The sequence below is a fragment of the Lysinibacillus sp. UGB7 genome (assembly GCF_049058285.1).
GTDB classification, from domain to species: Bacteria; Bacillota; Bacilli; order Bacillales_A; family Planococcaceae; genus Lysinibacillus; species Lysinibacillus sphaericus_B.
Genome location: NZ_JBMGUV010000032.1, coordinates 1 through 17,272 on the forward strand (window position 1 = coordinate 1; position 17,272 = coordinate 17,272).

At 36.6% G+C, this 17,272-nt stretch carries 18 protein-coding genes; 7 read left to right on the top strand and 11 right to left on the bottom strand.

Going from position 1 to position 17,272, the window contains the following annotated elements:
• Positions 1–259 precede the first annotated feature (259 nt).
• Complete coding sequence (locus ACOMCU_RS22080; protein WP_421051413.1) at positions 260–1,072, bottom strand: thermonuclease family protein; 813 nt, start codon at positions 1,070–1,072, stop codon at positions 260–262.
• A gap of 966 nt (positions 1,073–2,038) precedes the next feature.
• Entirely contained in the window at positions 2,039–3,778 is a 1,740-nt protein-coding gene (locus ACOMCU_RS22085; RefSeq protein ID WP_421051414.1) for an ABC transporter ATP-binding protein, read from the bottom strand.
• 122 nt (positions 3,779–3,900) lie between these two features.
• Between ACOMCU_RS22085 and ACOMCU_RS22090 the strand changes: the two genes are divergently transcribed.
• Genes ACOMCU_RS22090 through ACOMCU_RS22100 form a run of 3 tightly spaced genes read left to right on the top strand, consistent with a single transcriptional unit; the run spans position 3,901 to position 8,661 of the window.
• Entirely contained in the window at positions 3,901–5,331 is a 1,431-nt protein-coding gene (locus ACOMCU_RS22090; RefSeq protein WP_421051415.1) for an ABC transporter permease, read from the top strand.
• A gap of 13 nt (positions 5,332–5,344) precedes the next feature.
• A complete protein-coding gene (locus ACOMCU_RS22095; RefSeq protein ID WP_421051416.1) occupies positions 5,345–6,841 on the top strand; it encodes an ABC transporter permease in 1,497 nt (498 codons plus the stop codon).
• A gap of 20 nt (positions 6,842–6,861) precedes the next feature.
• Positions 6,862–8,661 (top strand): ABC transporter substrate-binding protein, encoded by a 1,800-nt coding sequence (locus tag ACOMCU_RS22100; protein WP_421051417.1) that lies wholly within the window; start codon positions 6,862–6,864, stop codon positions 8,659–8,661.
• A 113-nt stretch (positions 8,662–8,774) separates the two neighbouring features.
• Here the strand turns inward: ACOMCU_RS22100 and ACOMCU_RS22105 are convergent, their stop codons facing one another.
• Positions 8,775–9,356, bottom strand: a complete 582-nt coding sequence (locus ACOMCU_RS22105; protein ID WP_010858129.1) for a phosphatidylglycerophosphatase A — start codon at positions 9,354–9,356, stop codon at positions 8,775–8,777.
• A 115-nt stretch (positions 9,357–9,471) separates the two neighbouring features.
• Here ACOMCU_RS22105 and ACOMCU_RS22110 point away from each other — a divergent pair, with 115 nt between their 5' ends.
• The 3 genes from ACOMCU_RS22110 (at position 9,472) to ACOMCU_RS22120 (ending at position 11,222) form a co-directional block, all read left to right on the top strand.
• Positions 9,472–10,191 (top strand): alpha/beta hydrolase, encoded by a 720-nt coding sequence (locus tag ACOMCU_RS22110; RefSeq protein ID WP_010858128.1) that lies wholly within the window; start codon positions 9,472–9,474, stop codon positions 10,189–10,191.
• Positions 10,192–10,274: 83 nt separating this feature from the next.
• Positions 10,275–10,790, top strand: a complete 516-nt coding sequence (locus ACOMCU_RS22115; protein WP_010858127.1) for a YjcG family protein — start codon at positions 10,275–10,277, stop codon at positions 10,788–10,790.
• A gap of 3 nt (positions 10,791–10,793) precedes the next feature.
• Positions 10,794–11,222 (top strand): GNAT family N-acetyltransferase, encoded by a 429-nt coding sequence (locus ACOMCU_RS22120; protein ID WP_010858126.1) that lies wholly within the window; start codon positions 10,794–10,796, stop codon positions 11,220–11,222.
• 317 nt (positions 11,223–11,539) lie between these two features.
• Here ACOMCU_RS22120 and ACOMCU_RS22125 read toward each other — a convergent pair whose 3' ends face one another.
• The 6 genes from ACOMCU_RS22125 to ACOMCU_RS22150 all read right to left on the bottom strand — a co-directional run bounded on the left by ACOMCU_RS22125 (position 11,540) and on the right by ACOMCU_RS22150 (position 14,438).
• Complete coding sequence (locus ACOMCU_RS22125; protein WP_010858125.1) at positions 11,540–11,788, bottom strand: stage VI sporulation protein F; 249 nt, start codon at positions 11,786–11,788, stop codon at positions 11,540–11,542.
• Positions 11,789–11,972: 184 nt separating this feature from the next.
• Positions 11,973–12,149, bottom strand: a complete 177-nt coding sequence (locus ACOMCU_RS22130; protein WP_010858124.1) for a YjcZ family sporulation protein — start codon at positions 12,147–12,149, stop codon at positions 11,973–11,975.
• Between the two features lie 64 nt (positions 12,150–12,213).
• The gene (gene spoVAE / locus ACOMCU_RS22135) at positions 12,214–12,573 is read right to left on the bottom strand and encodes a stage V sporulation protein AE (RefSeq protein WP_010858123.1); all 360 of its coding nucleotides are present in this window, start codon (positions 12,571–12,573) and stop codon (positions 12,214–12,216) included.
• Between the two features lie 16 nt (positions 12,574–12,589).
• A complete protein-coding gene (locus tag ACOMCU_RS22140; RefSeq protein ID WP_010858122.1) occupies positions 12,590–13,585 on the bottom strand; it encodes a stage V sporulation protein AD in 996 nt (331 codons plus the stop codon).
• Positions 13,579–14,034 carry a stage V sporulation protein AC gene (spoVAC, locus tag ACOMCU_RS22145; protein ID WP_010858121.1) on the bottom strand — a complete coding sequence of 152 codons (456 nt, stop codon included), beginning with the start codon at positions 14,032–14,034 and terminating at the stop codon, positions 13,579–13,581. The genes ACOMCU_RS22140 and spoVAC overlap by 7 nt, the downstream gene beginning before the upstream one ends.
• Complete coding sequence (locus tag ACOMCU_RS22150) at positions 14,034–14,438, bottom strand: hypothetical protein (protein ID WP_010858120.1); 405 nt, start codon at positions 14,436–14,438, stop codon at positions 14,034–14,036. Before ACOMCU_RS22150 ends, spoVAC begins: the two co-directional genes overlap by 1 nt.
• Before the next feature lie 135 nt (positions 14,439–14,573).
• Here ACOMCU_RS22150 and ACOMCU_RS22155 point away from each other — a divergent pair, with 135 nt between their 5' ends.
• Positions 14,574–15,098: a CotY/CotZ family spore coat protein gene (locus ACOMCU_RS22155; protein WP_010858119.1), complete on the top strand. Its 525-nt coding sequence runs from the start codon at positions 14,574–14,576 to the stop codon at positions 15,096–15,098.
• Positions 15,099–15,163: 65 nt separating this feature from the next.
• Here ACOMCU_RS22155 and ACOMCU_RS22160 read toward each other — a convergent pair whose 3' ends face one another.
• Both ACOMCU_RS22160 and mgtE read right to left on the bottom strand, forming a co-directional pair.
• The gene (locus ACOMCU_RS22160) at positions 15,164–15,577 is read right to left on the bottom strand and encodes a hypothetical protein (protein WP_010858118.1); all 414 of its coding nucleotides are present in this window, start codon (positions 15,575–15,577) and stop codon (positions 15,164–15,166) included.
• Between the two features lie 50 nt (positions 15,578–15,627).
• The gene (gene mgtE, locus ACOMCU_RS22165; RefSeq protein ID WP_010858117.1) at positions 15,628–17,004 is read right to left on the bottom strand and encodes a magnesium transporter; all 1,377 of its coding nucleotides are present in this window, start codon (positions 17,002–17,004) and stop codon (positions 15,628–15,630) included.
• Between the last annotated feature and the right edge of the window lie 268 nt (positions 17,005–17,272).

The following is a 17,272-nucleotide window of genomic DNA, read 5'->3' on the forward strand; positions in this document are numbered from 1 at the left end:
GTACAATTCTTCACAAGATAAATATCAGTTTTAACATAAATGTCCAATAAAAAAATCATCTCAAAGAATAACTAAAGAGATGATTTTTATCAAACTTTATTACAAATTATCAATCTTTTTTACAAAGCTACAATCCGTCATTTGGCCTTGAAATGCCCTTTAATGGAATAACTTTATTATCACTTAATAGGTTCTTAATCCACAAGAAAAACCGAAATCCCTTCTTTATAGAGATAGGAGATAGGAAATTGGAATTATTTTATTGTTTTGCTGGGAGAAATCCACCATCCTCTGCCTCTTCTTCAGTGCAGAACATTTCTTCAGCTATTGTATTGTCATAATCACGTTGACCAGGCATATGATAAATTTTATTTCCTTTTGAATTGATATTACCTTTAATTACACAACTGTTATTATTAGTAATAGATTTATCATTTTCTGTTTTCTTATCATCTTTATTTTTTTCTGTAGTAACATAATAAGCATCCTTGTCGTATCCACGATTCGTTACATAGTCTTCAACTGACCAAATACCAATAGCTGACTGTTGTGCAGTTTTTTGAATCGATTTAAACCAATCTACGTGCTTCGTATTTGGAGCATATATATAAGCAACACGTGCTAATCCATTTTTCAATAACTGCTCTTGAACACTTATACCCTCTTTGGTATAAATATAGGCAAGTAGTCTTTTATATTTATCACGATACGAAACGTCAAATTCTAAATATACTGTATCTTGACCAGCTAATAGTTGCTTAGTAAATTCTTTAGCTTCTGGTCCGTACGGTTGCTCTCCTAATGTCTCATGATTAGTTTCAGGGCTATCAACAAGTAAAAAACGAACTTTTTCAGAGCTGCCGTTATATTTTATTCTTATTGTATCACCGTCAATTACACTTTCTAGCTCATATTCTTCAAACTTACTTACATCGTGTTTCTCAGCATTTTCTATCGTTGATGATATAAGACCTTCTATATCTTCATTCTCAATAATATTCGTACTAGTTTCTTCTGTGCATGCACTCAGAACCAATGTAGAAATGAATAAAGCAAAAATAATTTTCTTCAAAAGTAAACCCTACTTTCTAATTTATATCCCTTTATAAAACTAAAAATCCTCAGTTAAATTAAAACTGAAGATCTTAAATTTATTTGAATATCAAATATAATACAAAAGCTAAAATAATTGTTCCACTTGTAATTAGCGTCTTAATATCTTTGTCACTCATTTTCCGTACCTCTCTTCTAGCATTCATTAATATCTTATTTAAGTCTATTATCAATATATTAATATCACAATGAATTTGATTTATTTTCTACTAAGAATTTTCAATAATAATTTAATTATTACCTTACACATAAAAAAATCTTCAGTCCAAAAACCGAAGATCATAATACCTTTATTATTAAGCAATATTTATACATCACAGCTTGATATATCATTATTTTATATCAGCTAAATATGTACACTTTTATACAAACATAGTTAATCAAGATATGACATTAATCTATAATTAACTAAATTTTATTGTGTACACCTATATTTTGAAGACCTACATGAAATTACAGTAATATCAACACTTTGCGATCTTAATGTGTACAAAATTTTACTGTACAGTTTTATAGTGATAACCCGTCATAAGCTTTTATATACTCTACACTCTACATTAAAGCGATCATCTCCGGTCTTTTCTTCAACCGCTTCAATTGTAATAATGCCTTGTTGCTCAGAAGTAGCAGTATCCTTATCTTCGCTGGTGTTCTGCCAAAAATCATATACAAAGCAACAGCCACAATGATTGTACCACTCGTTATTAACGTTTTTATGTCTTGAGTAGTTCCCTCACAACTATTCGCCATTATCACACTTTAACAAGTGGCCTCTATATTGCATGCTTAAACTGAAGTTCACAGCTGAGCACTGTAAAAGTCTGATACGTTCAACTGAACAACTGCGTGGATAGTAAAAGCCCCCGCTGATTGAAAAAAGTTTCACGTTGTTTCTATTGTAAAATATCAAGCTATTACATTCAAGTTATGTAGATGTTACTGCAACCCAATGATTAGGTAAAACTTCAACGAGTTCACTATTTTCTACATCATATTGGACTTGTAGTTCCTCATTTTCTGAAACAGCATATTTTCGTTTTTCTATTGCTGGGTCTGGAACTGGAATCGCTTGCAACAATGCGCGAGTATATGGATGTTGCGGATTCGTGTATAGCTCTTCACTTTCAGCAAGCTCAACAATTTTCCCACCGTACATGACAGCCACACGATCGCTTATATGCTTAACCATAGATAAATCATGCGCAATGAATAAGTAAGTCAGACCCAGACGCTGCTGTAAATCCTTTAATAAATCGACAATTTGCTTTTGAATCGAAACATCTAGCGCAGATAGTGGTTCATCACAAACGATAAAATTCGGTTCAACAGCCAATGCTCTTGCAATACCAATACGTTGGCGTTGACCACCAGAAAACTCATGTGGATAACGCATTGCATGTTCTTTGTTTAAGCCCACAAGTTCAAGTAAATGTTCAACGCGCTGTTGGCGTTCTTCATTTGTTTTCACAAGTTTATGAATATCTAATGCCTCTCCAACAATATCTACTATTTTTTTTCGAGGATTTAAAGAAGAATACGGGTCTTGGAAAATAATCTGCATATGGCGACGCATTGCTTTCAATTGCTTTGCTGTTAGCCTCGTAATTGGTACTCCCTGATACAAAACCTCACCATTTGTAGGCTGATGTAGCTGCAAAATCGTACGTCCCGTAGTCGATTTACCTGAACCTGATTCTCCTACAAGCCCTAACGTTTCACCTGGGTAAATATGAAATGATAAATCATTAACCGCCTTTACTGTTTGACCACGTCCCAATTCAAATTCCTTTGAAAGATGCTCTACTGCAATTAATGGTATCGTTGCATCTATGCCTGCCAATAAATTTGATAATGGCTTAGGCTGTTTCTTCTCATGTAATTTTGGTAAAGCATTCAGTAGTTTTTTTGTATAGGGATGCTGAGCATTCGTAAAAATTTCTTCGGTAGTACCTTGCTCAACAATCTCGCCTTCTTTCATAACAATGATTCGATCACACATACCTGCAACAACACCTAAATCATGCGTAATTAAAATAATTGATGTACCCATTTTATTTTGCATGTCACGCATTAATTTTAATATTTGCGCTTGGATTGTCACATCAAGTGCGGTTGTGGGTTCATCTGCAATCAGCAAAGATGGATTACATGCTAAGGCCATAGCAATCATAACCCGTTGACGCATACCACCTGAAAATTCATGAGGGTATTGTTTATAACGTTGTTCTGCATCTCGAATCCCTACAAGCTTTAATAATTCAATCGTTTGCTTGTAAGCATCTGTTTTTGAAAGTGATTGGTGCTTTCTTAAACTTTCTGCTACTTGTTCGCCTACTCGGATAGTAGGATTTGTAGATGTCATCGGGTCTTGAAAAATCATACTTATATCTTGCCCACGTATTGCTTCCATCTGCTTTTCGTTTAAGGCAGTAAGCTCTTGTTGTTGAAACACAATCTCGCCTGATTTTAGAAATGAAGGTGGTGAAGGAAGTAAGCGCATAATTGAACGAGCTGTTACACTTTTTCCGCTTCCTGACTCTCCTACTATTCCGAGGGTTTCACCTTTATTTACATGAAAGCTAACACCTTTTACTGCTTCAAATTCTGTCTCCCCAGTAATAAAGGACACACGAAGATTGTTGATTTCTAAAAGCTTTTCACTCATTCAATCCATCCTTTTTTAAATTTTATGATTGACTTAATACCAAGTATAATCCATACTTTACAATACTGATAGGAATTATACAATATAATACTTGTTATGTCATTTACGTTTGGAGGAAATGCATGGTTATGTCAAAAAATCATTCATCAACAAAGGAACATGTATTCTTTTTTACGGTTTATCAAAAATTATTGCATCATCGACACTACACGTTGCTACTTTTTCTTTTTAGTGTCTTGATCCATCCATTTACATATTTCTTTTATCGAAAAAGCAAAAATTCACACATATACAAGCAACGATTTGAGCAACAATGTCAGTTTTATAAAGTAAATGGATCTTACGGACAGTGGCAGTCTGCATTTGCAGAACAAGAACAGGCCAAGGCTCGCTTTTTCAATGATCCTATATCTGAACAACAGGTACAAACAGTAGCTACTTCTTTAGCAGATGCAAAGCTTAACCGAATTGTAGAGAAAGATTTAGCCAATGAAGGCCTCTATGATTCATCCTATTTACAGTTTTTGGGGCAGCAGCTGAAAAAACAAAAATTTGTAGCAATCACGTTTATACCAGCAGTGTTATTTTATGTATTACTACTATTGTTTGCGAATCCATTTCTACAATTTATTATTGAACGGATATTACAAAGCTTCATCGTTATCGTTGGTGTTGCAACACTCGTTTTTACGATTTTATATTTGTCGCCGTTTGATCCAGCAAGAAACTTACTCGGCGTCGAGGCAACTCCCGATCAAGTTGCTAACTTTAATCGTATTTATGGCTTAGATCAACCCTATTTATCACAATTATGGCATGCGCTTTCTGGTCTATTCACATTTGATTTGGGCACATCATTTGCTGGCAAAGAAGATATTACACATAGCATTGCCAATAAATTCCCTGTCACACTTGAAATTGCTCTATTATCACTGCTAATGGCCATTGCCATTGCGATTCCTGTTGGCATTATTTCAGCAGTCCGCCCAAATTCATACTTAGATTACACATTCATGTTTATTGCCCTAATTGGCTTATCGATCCCAAGTTTTTGGCAAGGCTTACTATTCATCTTAACTTTCGCGTTAAAACTACAATGGTTACCAGCCACGTATAATCCACAAAATTGGTTATCACTATTGATGCCTGTCGTTGTCTTGGGTACTTCAATAACGGCATCTATTGCCCGGATGACAAGATCAAGTATGCTCGAAGTTATTCATGAAGATTATATTATTACTGCTAAAGCAAAGGGTTTAAATGAATATAAAGTTATTACAAAGCACGCAATACGTAATGCCATGATTCCTATTATCACGGTGATTGGACTTCTCTTTGGAGGAATGTTAGGAGGCGCTTCTGTTACGGAGAAGGTTTTCAATATTAGTGGAATTGGCAGCTATATTGTTGATAAACAATTCATACCTGATATTCCAGCTATCCTCGGTGGCGTTGTCTATATTGCCATTACCATTTCGATTGTCAATTTGTTGATCGATATTCTGTATGCCTTTTTCGATCCACGTATTCGCTCGAAAATGAAGAAGTCTTAAAGGGGGATCACCTGTGAAAACTATCATACATGTCAAACTACTTTTGAAAATTACACAGGAATATGTCAATGCACATTTTACCTTTGTCTTTTCCTTACTATTTTCTTTATTATTTCTAGCTTACAGCTACAATTTTTCTAGTCAAAGTTGGCGACCAATCATATTACTTTTGTTCTTTGTTTATTTACTAACGACAGTTTATGTTGGCTTCCTCACATTACGAATAAAGAGTGATTTAGCAAAGCATGGTGATATACAACAAAGAACGCGCTTACTTGGTTATCCATTGCTACTGACTATTGCTTCAGGCAATATTTTCTCAGTCTCCTTCGCTTTTATGCTCGTGTCAAAAACAAAGACAGCTGAATATACTTTTGCAGCCTATGCATTTATTACCCAGCTGTTTATTATTGGTATTTCAGCTTTGAATTTATTTAAATCCTATGTTACCGATACATTTGTCGTCGCAATGGGGTTATTTTTACTACTTGCTATTTTTTATATCTTGATGTTATTCCTTTGTACAAAATTCGTTACAGCAACGGAAGCCCCTAAATGGATGATGGTGCCTGGTATCTTGCTTCTCATTGCCACTGTTACAGGTAATTTATTTGCAACTTTGTTAGGATTTAGCCTCATTCAAAAGACTAGAAAAGCAAATCCATCAGCCATTGTAAAATGGCAAAAAATGTGGCAAAAAATTATATGTAATACAATGGCGATATTCGGATTATTTTTCATCATCCTTATTTTTTCACTATCTGTGACAAGTTCTTGGACGTTCGATTACGACTTTGCAACTAAAAATAACTATGGTGCATTGTTACAAACACCATCATTACAGTATCCCCTTGGGACTGATAATTACGGGCGTGACTTATTTTCTCGCATCGTTTTTGGTGCTCAAATTTCGTTAATTGTCGGATTTTTCTCAACAATCATTCCAGCATTAGTTGGTGGCGCTCTCGGTGCAGTTTCCGGATATTATGGGAGATCAACAGATAACATCATCATGCGCAGTCTGGATATTTTATATGCGATCCCTGGCATACTACTAGCCATTGCCATTATTGCCGCTTTTGGTGCAAATACCATTAATTTAATCATTGCACTCAGCGTTGGGGCTATCCCTACATATGCACGTACTATGCGGGCAAATGTGATGCAGCTTTCGAATTATGAATTCGTTGAATCAGCTAGGGCTCTTGGGGCTTCTGATGCAGCGGTTATCTTTAAACATATTGTTCCGAACTCTTTAGCACCGATGATTGTCAAAGCCACATTAACAATTGGTGGTGCAGTGATTTCTACAAGTAGCTTAAGTTTTTTAGGGCTCGGTATTGAGCCGCACATTCCTGAATGGGGTAACATTTTGAAAGTTGGTAGTACGTACCTGGAAACACATTCCTATGTTGCTATTTTCCCAGGTCTTTGTATTATGCTGCTCGTCCTGTCCTTTAACTTCTTAGGTGATGGTTTACGAGATGCTTTAGATCCAAAAACAAATTAAAAAAATCGGAGGTTCTTAATATGAAGAAATTACTGTTATTTTTAGTCATTGCAGTTTTAGCATTAGCAGGCTGTGTACAAACAAAGACAGAAGTAGAGGGTGGTAAAAACTCTAAAGATGACGGAAACTCGACAATTGAATTATTAGGTATGGCTGCAGCAGAAGAAGATATGAATATCGTACGTGATCAACTAGTAAAAAACGGCTTTGATGTTAAGCTAAATATTCAACCGGATTATGGATCGTTTTCAGCACAAAAAGAAGCTGGCAACTATGATATTGCACTTTCTAGCTGGACGACAGTGACTGGAAATCCTGATTATGCTGTACGGGGTTTATTCAAAACTGGCGGTGACTATAGTGTCGTAGCTGATTCAACTTTAGATGCTTTAATTGATGAAGCAAGTACTTTAACGGGCGATGAAGCAGTAACCAAATATAAAGAACTTGAAGAACGATTGGTATTCGATCAAGCGCATATTGCACCGCTATACATTTCCAACAAATATCAAGGGATATATTCTGACTTAGTCAATCCAAAATCTGTACTTTTACCGAAATCACGTGCCCAAGTATGGGAGAACATTGAATTTAATGATGCCTCATTAAATTCAACAGAAACTTTAATTTTACATCAAACACTTGATTCATTAACATCTCTTGATCCAATCAAAGGCAATGATGGTTCTATTAATACACTTAATACAAATATGTATGTTCGACTTGTCAACTTAACGGATACGGATGAAGTTGTTTCAGATGGCTCTTTATCCTATAACCATGCCATTGCTGAAGGAAATCAAGAATACTACTTTATGTTACGTGATGATATTCATTTTGCAGCCATCAAGGACGGGGCTGCTGTGGATACTGGTGAATTAGTTTCGGCTGAGGATGTAGTATTCTCATTAAATCGCGCAAAAGATTCAAAATCAGTACCAGACCATCGTACTTATAGCATTCATGAAAACATTGAGACTGTTGAGGCTGTAACAGACTTAACAGAACTACAAAATAAAAAAGTGGCAGGCTCAGACAAATCGATTTTAGATGCATTATCTCAAAATTTACCTGCTACTGTAGCTCAATTAGCTAAGGATAAAGGTGCCGTGAATAATGCAATTGGTGCTTACCAAGTGGTGAAAATTACAACACCAACACCATTCCCGCAAGTATTAAACTACTTAGCACATCAATCTGGTGGTATCGTGTCTGAAAAACAAGTAACAAGTATTAACACATATGATGTAGCAAACTATAATCCAAATAAAGATATTGCATACGGTGATCAAGCAACAATTACTGAAGGTTCTGCAACATACAATAACCAACTATTTGCTAGTGGCCCATACATTCTTGTTCAAAAGAATGATTATGAAGCACAATTCCTAAAAAACCCTGCCTATCGCGTAGGTAGTGAGTATGAACCAAAGATTGCTAAAGTCAACGTTCGATTTATTGCAGATAATGATAGTGCTGTATCAGCCTTACGTAACGGTGAGATCCACGTATTACAAGCAGTACCAGAAACGAAGCTTGATATCGTAAAATCTGATGCCAAACTAACATTAAACACGGCAGATAGTAACGCTGTCACATACTTACAAATGAACACATCTGGTCGTGCATTATCTAAATCAGCTGATTTACGTAAAGCCATTCTTTATTCGATTAATCAAGATGAGTTCATCAGTTACTACCAAGGCAATAAAAAGCCTGCTGTTTCAACCGTTTCTCCACTCGTAAACACAGGATTAAAACTTGAAGCCGACAGTGAAAAAGTAAAAGAATTTTTAAACGCATATAACGATACAAAATAAAAAAACAGAGCCATCCCAAGTTAATTGGGAGGCTCTTTTTTAAATAGAAGAAACTCTTGTTATTTACATCTTTGTGCAACGTTCATCTGTTTTTGAGAGTTCTTTTGAAAAGACTAAATTTCATTATGGGGTTTTGGTTTTGGTCCGAGCTCTTCAGGCTCAATATCCGCAAATGTTTCGCCTTCTTCTTCCAAGTCACGCATGCGGTGTGCAATGCGTGAAGCTGCTGAAGCCGCAATACTTGCAACTAAATCATCTAAAAATGTATTCACATGCTGCCCAGGTTCCGTGTCGAGCTTTTTAATAATGCCAATTTTTTGTTTGTCTAAGTGACCGAAAGTTGTTACAGCTATGCTACCATATGTAAAAACAGATCCAAGGGCAATTGTTTCATCAACTCCGAATAAACCTTCATCAGATTCAATAATTTGTTGTAGTGGCGATGACAATAACTTTTTCTCTGCAAGTTCATCTAATTCTATTCCTACTAAGACCGCATGTTGGACTTCACGTTTACGCAGCACACGCTCAACAGAATGAACACAATGCTCTAATGTCAAGCCATCATTATAAGATTTTTGCATTTCATAAACAATTTTAGCAATGTCCTCAAGCGTCACACCCCGACGAACTAGCGCACCTAAAGCTGCTTTCGCTACTTCTTCGGAATGCACGCGAATACTTTTATCATGCATATTCTTACCCTCATTTCCATTTTTATTGCTAGTACAAGGCTAGCCCAATCTATTATACCTTTACTTACGTAATATGATACAATTTTGTTACAAACTACATGAAGGAGTGTCATCGTTGGATAAGGGAACAGTTCAGGATTTAAAGTTTTATAGTGAAGCATTACGTGAGGAATTACAGCTTTATATTTATGTCCCTGCAAATTATTCTCCGCTATATAAATATAATATATTAATTGCATCAGACGGCAAAGATTACTTTCAACTTGGAGGGATTACAAAACTAGCTGATGAACTTATTGATGACTATGAAATCGAAAATTTAATTATTGTATTCGTTCCATACAAAGATATAAAAGATCGACGTCACAAATATTTGCCAAGCGGTGAACAGCATGAAGCTTATCTGCGTTTTTTAGCTCATGAGCTTGTGCCCTATTTAGATGAAGAATATGCAACCTACCAAATGGGGATGAGCCGCGCTGTAATCGGTGACTCGATGGCTGCAACCGCTTCTTTAATGGCAGCTCTAAAATACCCAAGCATTTTTGGAAAAGTCATTTTACAATCACCACTTGTCGATGAAGATGTACTGAAAGCTGTTGAAAATTTCAAAGATCCAGGAGCGATTTCCATTTATCATATCATTGGTAAAAAAGAAGATAAAGTCATCACAACAGATAAAACAGTCAAGGATTTTTTAACTCCGAATCGCCAATTGCATAATCTAATGATAAGTAAAGGCTTTTCTACATTTTATGACGAGTTTGATGGCAATCATACATGGAAATATTGGAAACCCGACCTTCGTCGAGCATTAATTGAAAATTTCAATTAATATTAGGCGATTCAAATTACGAAATACGAAATTTCTGTTATACTTAGATAGAAAAATTGTTTATTTTAGGGAGGTAATGGACTATGAAGTACGGAATTGTGGCATTTCCATCAAAAAAATTACAAGACTTAGCGAATATGTATCGCAAGCGTTACGATCCGCATTATGCAAAAATTACACCGCATATGACATTAAAGGACAGCTTTGATGCAACGGAAGAGGATATTCAATCCATCGTTAAGCAATTAGATGAAATCGCTGCGAAATATGCACCTTTAAACATTTATGCATCACGCATAAGTTCGTTTTTCCCAACAACCAATGCAATTTATTTCCGCATTGAACCAACAGAACAATTAGTAACATTCCATAATGTTCTAGAAGAAAAAATATCTTTTGGCGATACTAAACATGTCTTCGTACCGCATATTACGATTGCACAAAAAATGACTGACTCTGAGCACGATGACATCTTTGGCCAATTACGTATGATAGGTGTCGACGAGAAAGACACGATTGATCGCTTTCATTTATTATACCAATTGGAGGACGGCTCCTGGACAACTTACGAAACATTCCGACTGACTGGAGCTGAATGACCTTTGTATACTGTTAAGATTGTTGATACACAGAAAGAACATGATGATGCATTCACTGTCCGCAAAAAAGTATTTGTAGAGGAACAAGGTGTGCCTCTTCATCTAGAATGTGATGCTGAGGATGCAACTGCGACGCATTTCATTATGTATGAAAATCATGAGCCTGTCGGCGCTGCACGTCTTCGTGGTGTAGAAAATGACACAGCAAAAATTGAACGTGTATGTATTCTACAAACACAGCGTGGCAAAAAACTAGGTGCGCTAATCATGCAAGAAATGGAGAAGCACGCCATCTCTATAAATAAGAAGAAATTGAAACTTCATGCACAAAGCTATGCTATTCCTTTTTATGAAAAACTTGGTTACACAGTAACGTCTCCAGAATTTATGGATGCTGGTATTCCTCATCGTGCTATGGAAAAAAGTATTTAATCGAATATGCCTAGACATATTTGCGTTCGGATTTTGAATTATGTAACACAATTCATCCCTGTTAAAATCCACGACATCTGTCATAGGCTTTAGTTCATCATGATGTTGTACTCACAAATGGCCTTCTTAGAAAGAACCATCTATAGATGGTTCTCAGAATGAAGATGAATAGGTGTTACGAAAATGCTAATGCATGGTCGTAACACCTTTTTATGTGACTGCTTAAATGCTTTAATTTTCGATTATTGTTTGAATAAGCACTTAAGCAAGCCAGCTCCATACTTAACGGGATGTTTCCCTGTGATGGACATGCCATGTTATTTCATCATTCTAGTAATCTTATCCAAATCTAGTGAAGAGCCATCTTGAATAATAGATTGCACTAATTTATCTTCGAGTTCTTGTGTGATTTGTCTATTGGACACTTTTGCTACACGGCGTACGACTTTTCTAACTTGTTTTTCATTTGTAAAATCTGCATGTTGAATTGCATTTGCTAATGCGAAGATTTCATCCATCGATACACCTGTTTTTTGTTCAATAGAATTAAAAAACGAGCGATGCATGTTCCCCCTCCTATCAATTCCACCTCAACGTAATTATCAAAAATGCATTCTTTGCTATCGCGCACGACACATTTTTGACAACTGTTGGAGGCTTTAACCAATTTCAGCTTGTTTTAGTGACTCGCTGAAAAAGCTAAAGCCTAAAAATCATATCAACACTTAGAAAATGATCATGTAAACTAAGTTAATAACTAACGAAAGTAGCGCCGACAATAATTAGAAGAATGAAAAGGACAACAATCAGCACAAACGTTGAGCCATAGCCATAATTGTTACTGCCTCCGCAATAATTATTGTTCCAGCTATTTGCACCTGCAACATTATTTCCATACGGTTGTGCGCACCAGCCTTGGTATCCCATAAAAGCACCCCTCCCTTCTACAACCTATAATATGTATAGTTGTAAATAAGAGAGGGGTATTCGTCTAGTCAACATTTCCTTTTGGTTTAAAAATTAATGCGCCAATGAATCCAAAGACAATTGCTGCACTTATACCTGAACTTGTCACTTCAAACATCCCTGTTAATACACCAACAAGACCATGCTTTTCGGCTTCAGCCAATGCACCGTGCGTTAAGGAGTTACCAAATGATGTGATTGGCACGGTTGCACCTGCACCTGCAAAATGAATGAGAGGCTCATACAAACCCATCCCATCCAAAATTGCACCTGCGACGACTAACGTACTTAACGTATGTGCTGGCGTTAAATTGCCAACATCCATTAATAATTGTCCGATGACACAAATAATGCCGCCAACGATAAAAGCAAATACAAATGTCATAACCATAGATTTTGCCTCATTTCATTGTAATTTCAATTGCATGTGCTGTACATGGAATTGTCTCTCCCTGTTGATAAGAAAGTGGAGACAATAATGCACCTGTTGCCACAAGAAGCACTCGTTTATAGCTTCCCGCTCGCAACTGTTGAATTATATAACTAAAAAAAACAGCTGCTGAACAGCCTGCTCCACTTGCTCCTGATTGGAATGCCTCATCTTGTCCATAAAATTCTGCTCCAGCATCGCGTAGAAGTGTTAATTCTTCTTTTTTCACGCCATTTTCTACTAACATCCCTTTCAGAAGCTTTAATCCGAGCTGACCTAAATCACCCGTTAAAATTAAGTCATAATGATGAAATTTTTGATTACGTTGCTCTAAATGAGATTGAATTGTTTGAAAGGCAGCCGGTGCCATCGCTGCACCCATATGGAACGGATCATCCATTCCATAATCAATGACCTTACCAATCGTTGCTGCTTCAATACATGGGCATTCTTCTCGATGTTTACCAACCAGTGCGAAACCAGCGGCTGTTACAGTCCATTGCGCAGTCTGAGGCTTCTGTGCCCCATAATTGACGGGATATCGAAACTGTCGCTCAATGGCATTATGTTGACTGGATGCTCCAGCAATCGATAAGTTAGATGCACCTAATTCAGTTAAAAGACTTGCAACAATTACGGATGAAACAGAAGTGGCACATGCGGAGAATAATCCAATAAATGAGATGGCTAGTTCTCTTGCAGCAAAATTGGTAGGCGTCATTTGATTGACTAAATCGCCCCCCAAAAAGAAATCAATTTCTAAGTTTTTCACGCCTGACTTTTTCATCAAAATTTCGCAAGCTTCTTGAATCATCTTTCGATGGCCTTGTTCATTTGTGTCCATTTGCCAGCGCTCATCATCGTAAATGGTATCAAAATATTGACTGAAAATACTACGATTTTCCAACGGCCCTGCTACCACACCACCTGCTAATAAAGACGGTTTCGATTGAAAGACAATTACCATGACACCACCCCTAACGTCACAAGAATGTATTTAATGAGCGCAACGAAAAATGCTGAAACAACACCGAATAATACTACTGATCCCGCTAATTTGAAGAGATTTCCACCTACACCCAGTACCAGTCCCTCAGATTTATGTTCAATTGCCGCTGAGATAACAGCGTTACCAAATCCGGTAACAGGTACTGCCGATCCTGCTCCTCCAAATTGACCAATTTTTTTGTATATGCCAAAGCCCGTTAAAATCATTGCAAAAAATACCATTGTTGAAACCGTTGGGTTACCTGCTGTTGCTTCTGTAAAATCAAAGAAAATAATATAAAAAAGAGAAACAGCTTGTCCGATTGTACAAATAATGCCTCCTACAAAAAATGCCTTTGCAATATTTTTGAAGTAAGTTGGCTTTGGTGTTACACTTTGTTCTAACTGTTGATATTGCTCTTTTTCCATTATGTCTCCTCCTGTGCTAGCTTTTTCAGTTCTGTGATTTTATCGCTTAGCTTATTATCTTCAAGTTGGTCTTTATTTATTTTATTGGCTTCATAAAAAATTTTGTAATCAGCCGAGACAAATACTTCATCGTTTGGATATTTTTTATCAAATTTCTTTTGTAACTTCTTTTCTAATTTGGCTTTTTTCCACTTATCCCACGGTTTAAATTGCACGGCAACAAGCATTTTACCGTCATATTGTATAACCGTTGTTCTTTCAATAAATTTTTCCTCTTTTAAAACCGCCTCAACTTCTTCTTCATTTTTAGGCGAACCATAAACAATAAATTTTTCTTTATCTGTGCAACCACTAAGTAGTGCCATACAGACCACTATCGGTAGCATCATCCCTAATAACCTCAAGTATTTACCCTCCTTTTCATTACAGTTTCACCACACATAAAAAAAACTATTCATTCGAAGATATATACAAAAGCCCGAGTCCATATTACAAAAGTACATATTGTAGGAGTAGTAACAAGGAAAGGAGGTGACAATATGGGTTGTGGTAAACCAACAAATCCTATTAGCCCTATCCATTCAGCAGGTTGCGTTTGTGACGTAGTACGCGCAATTTTAGATATTCAAAATCAAGCGGTACAAGATGAGTGTTCACCATGTACATCAAACTGTTTCTTAGAGCCACTTGGTGGCATCGTTAGTCCTGCACGTTCAGCAGCAGATACTCGTGTATTTATGTTAATTACAAAAGACGGTACTCCATTCAAAGCTTTCTTTAGCTCACCTTCAGCAGATCCATGTATATGTACATCTGTATTTTTCCGTGTAGAAGATATGTTTGATGAGTGCTGCGCTACTTTACGCGTTTTAGAACCTTTATGCACATTCGATTCTAGCGAAAGCACTGTAGACTTATTAAGTCGTGACGGCTGTTGCGTTAATATGAAGAAAATTTGTAAAGTAGACGATTGGAATTCTACTGACAGCTGTATTACGGTAGATTTATCTTGTTTCTGCGCAGTACAATGTATTGCTGATGTTGACTTAGGGATTTGTAATTAATTCTTTCCTCCTTTGACACACTACACATAAAAAAAAGTGTACAGCATCCTCTGCTGTACACTTTTTTATAAAGTTGGCAAGTTTTTTCCGCGCCATAATATTTCTTGAATATCCTCAAAAAGTATAATCTCTTGTGTTTTTAACTCTACAGAACTAAGCATCAATGAATCAATCTGTAAATCAGATGCAGTTCCACTAAGTTTTCTACCATCTTTTAAAGTTATTAATAATGGTTGATATACCTTTTGTCGAAATGGTTTTTCTAAAAATTGGAGTTGTTTAAGTACGTATTCATCGATTTGTACGTCTTTCTGAATCTCTTTTTCTAGCATGTCGGGCTCATCGCCATATTGGTCCCTAATATACACTGACGTACTTTCATCCAACTCATCCTCTAAATCAAGTTCATGCAGCATTTTGGAAATATTTAAAAAATAAGTTGGTGATTTAATAAACAAACGTGGCTCTCGATCCACCATTTTCACTTCCCTTTTTTCCATACAATATGCAAAAAGAAAGGAATAGGTTCTTAGCCTATCTGACTTAAAAACATTGTTGCTAATCCTAAGTAAATTAAAATACTCGTAATATCATTCAATGTTGTAATAAATGGACCAGATGCAACAGCTGGATCAATTTTCATGCGATGCATCAGTAATGGAATAAATGATCCTGCAAGGGTTGCCACTAAAATCGAACCGCAAATTGCTGCACCTACAAGCATGCCAAGAATAAGCTCATGCTTCCAAAAATAAACAACACCGATAACTATCAATCCACAAACAATACCTGTCATGAGGCCAGTGCCAGCCTCACGAATTAGCAACTTCAACTTGCTATGTTCTTCGACGTCCCCTGTCGCAATCCCTCTAATAGCTACGGCTAATGCCTGTGTACCACTATTCCCTGAAGTACCTGAAATAAGAGGGATAAATACAGCAAGTAACGCTACCTTATCTAATGTATCTTCAAATTGCCCCATTAAATTTGCAGTCAGCATTCCTAAAAACAACAAAATGACAAGCCATGGTAACCGTTTTTTTGCTGCTTGCCAAGAGCTCGTATCAAATTTATCCATATCAGAGATACCAGCTAATTTAGAATAGTCCTCTGACGCTTCCTCATCGATGACGTCGATAATATCATCAACCGTAATAATCCCCTGTAGCTCGCCCTTATTATCAATAACTGGTGTAGCTAGGAAATTATAATCCTTCATGATTTGCGCAACCGCTTCTTGGTCATCGCCAACATGCACCATGACAACACGTTCATTCATAATGGAACGAATTAGTGTGTCCTCATTAGCAATAATTAAATCACGCAGTGAAATGACGCCTGTGAGGCGATGCGCTTCATCTACAACAAAGATATAATAAATTGTTTCAGCATTCGGTGCCTCTTTACGTAAAATAGCCATTGCTGAACGTACTGTTGAATTTTCCGGTATAGCTACATATTCAGTCGTCATGATAGAACCGGCCGTATATTCATCATAGCTTAATAGCTCATTAATCTCTTCAGCCGTTTCTTCATCCATCATGCCTAAATAGCTTTCACGTTGTTTAGTATCTAGCTCATTTAAAACGTCCGCCGCATCATCTGCATACATATGCGAGAGCATTTCTGCCCCATAGGCCGGATCCATTTCTGCTAGATATGCTTTATATTCATCATCATCTATTTCAATTGCCTCAAAAATATCAGCCATTTCCGTCGGAGACAAGAACGAATAGATGATTTTCCTTATATCAGGTTCCACCTTTTCATAAAACGTTGCCTGATCATATGGATGAAGCTCTAAAAACTCATCACGGAATGCTTCAATATCATGCCCCTCGAGCATTTTTCGTAAATGTGCTTCGTCAAATTGCACATCATCCTTTTCATTTCTTTCCTCTATCATGCTTGTCCCCTCCTTCCGAGCATTAAATTCATTTGTACGTACAATGACGTAAATCTACCTTTTATATAATAGTAGGTATTGTACTATTTCTGCAAACTCTTTTTTTCTTTGACCTAAACTTTCTACTCTACTATACCCTACAATTGCTCTATTTTCTGTAAATATGCTGTTAAGAACGGGACATCGTACAAAAAAATGATAAGGAGATGCCCGTTTTTGCGAACATCTCCCTAATTATTTCACTTTATCCAGTAGCCATCTCTTCATC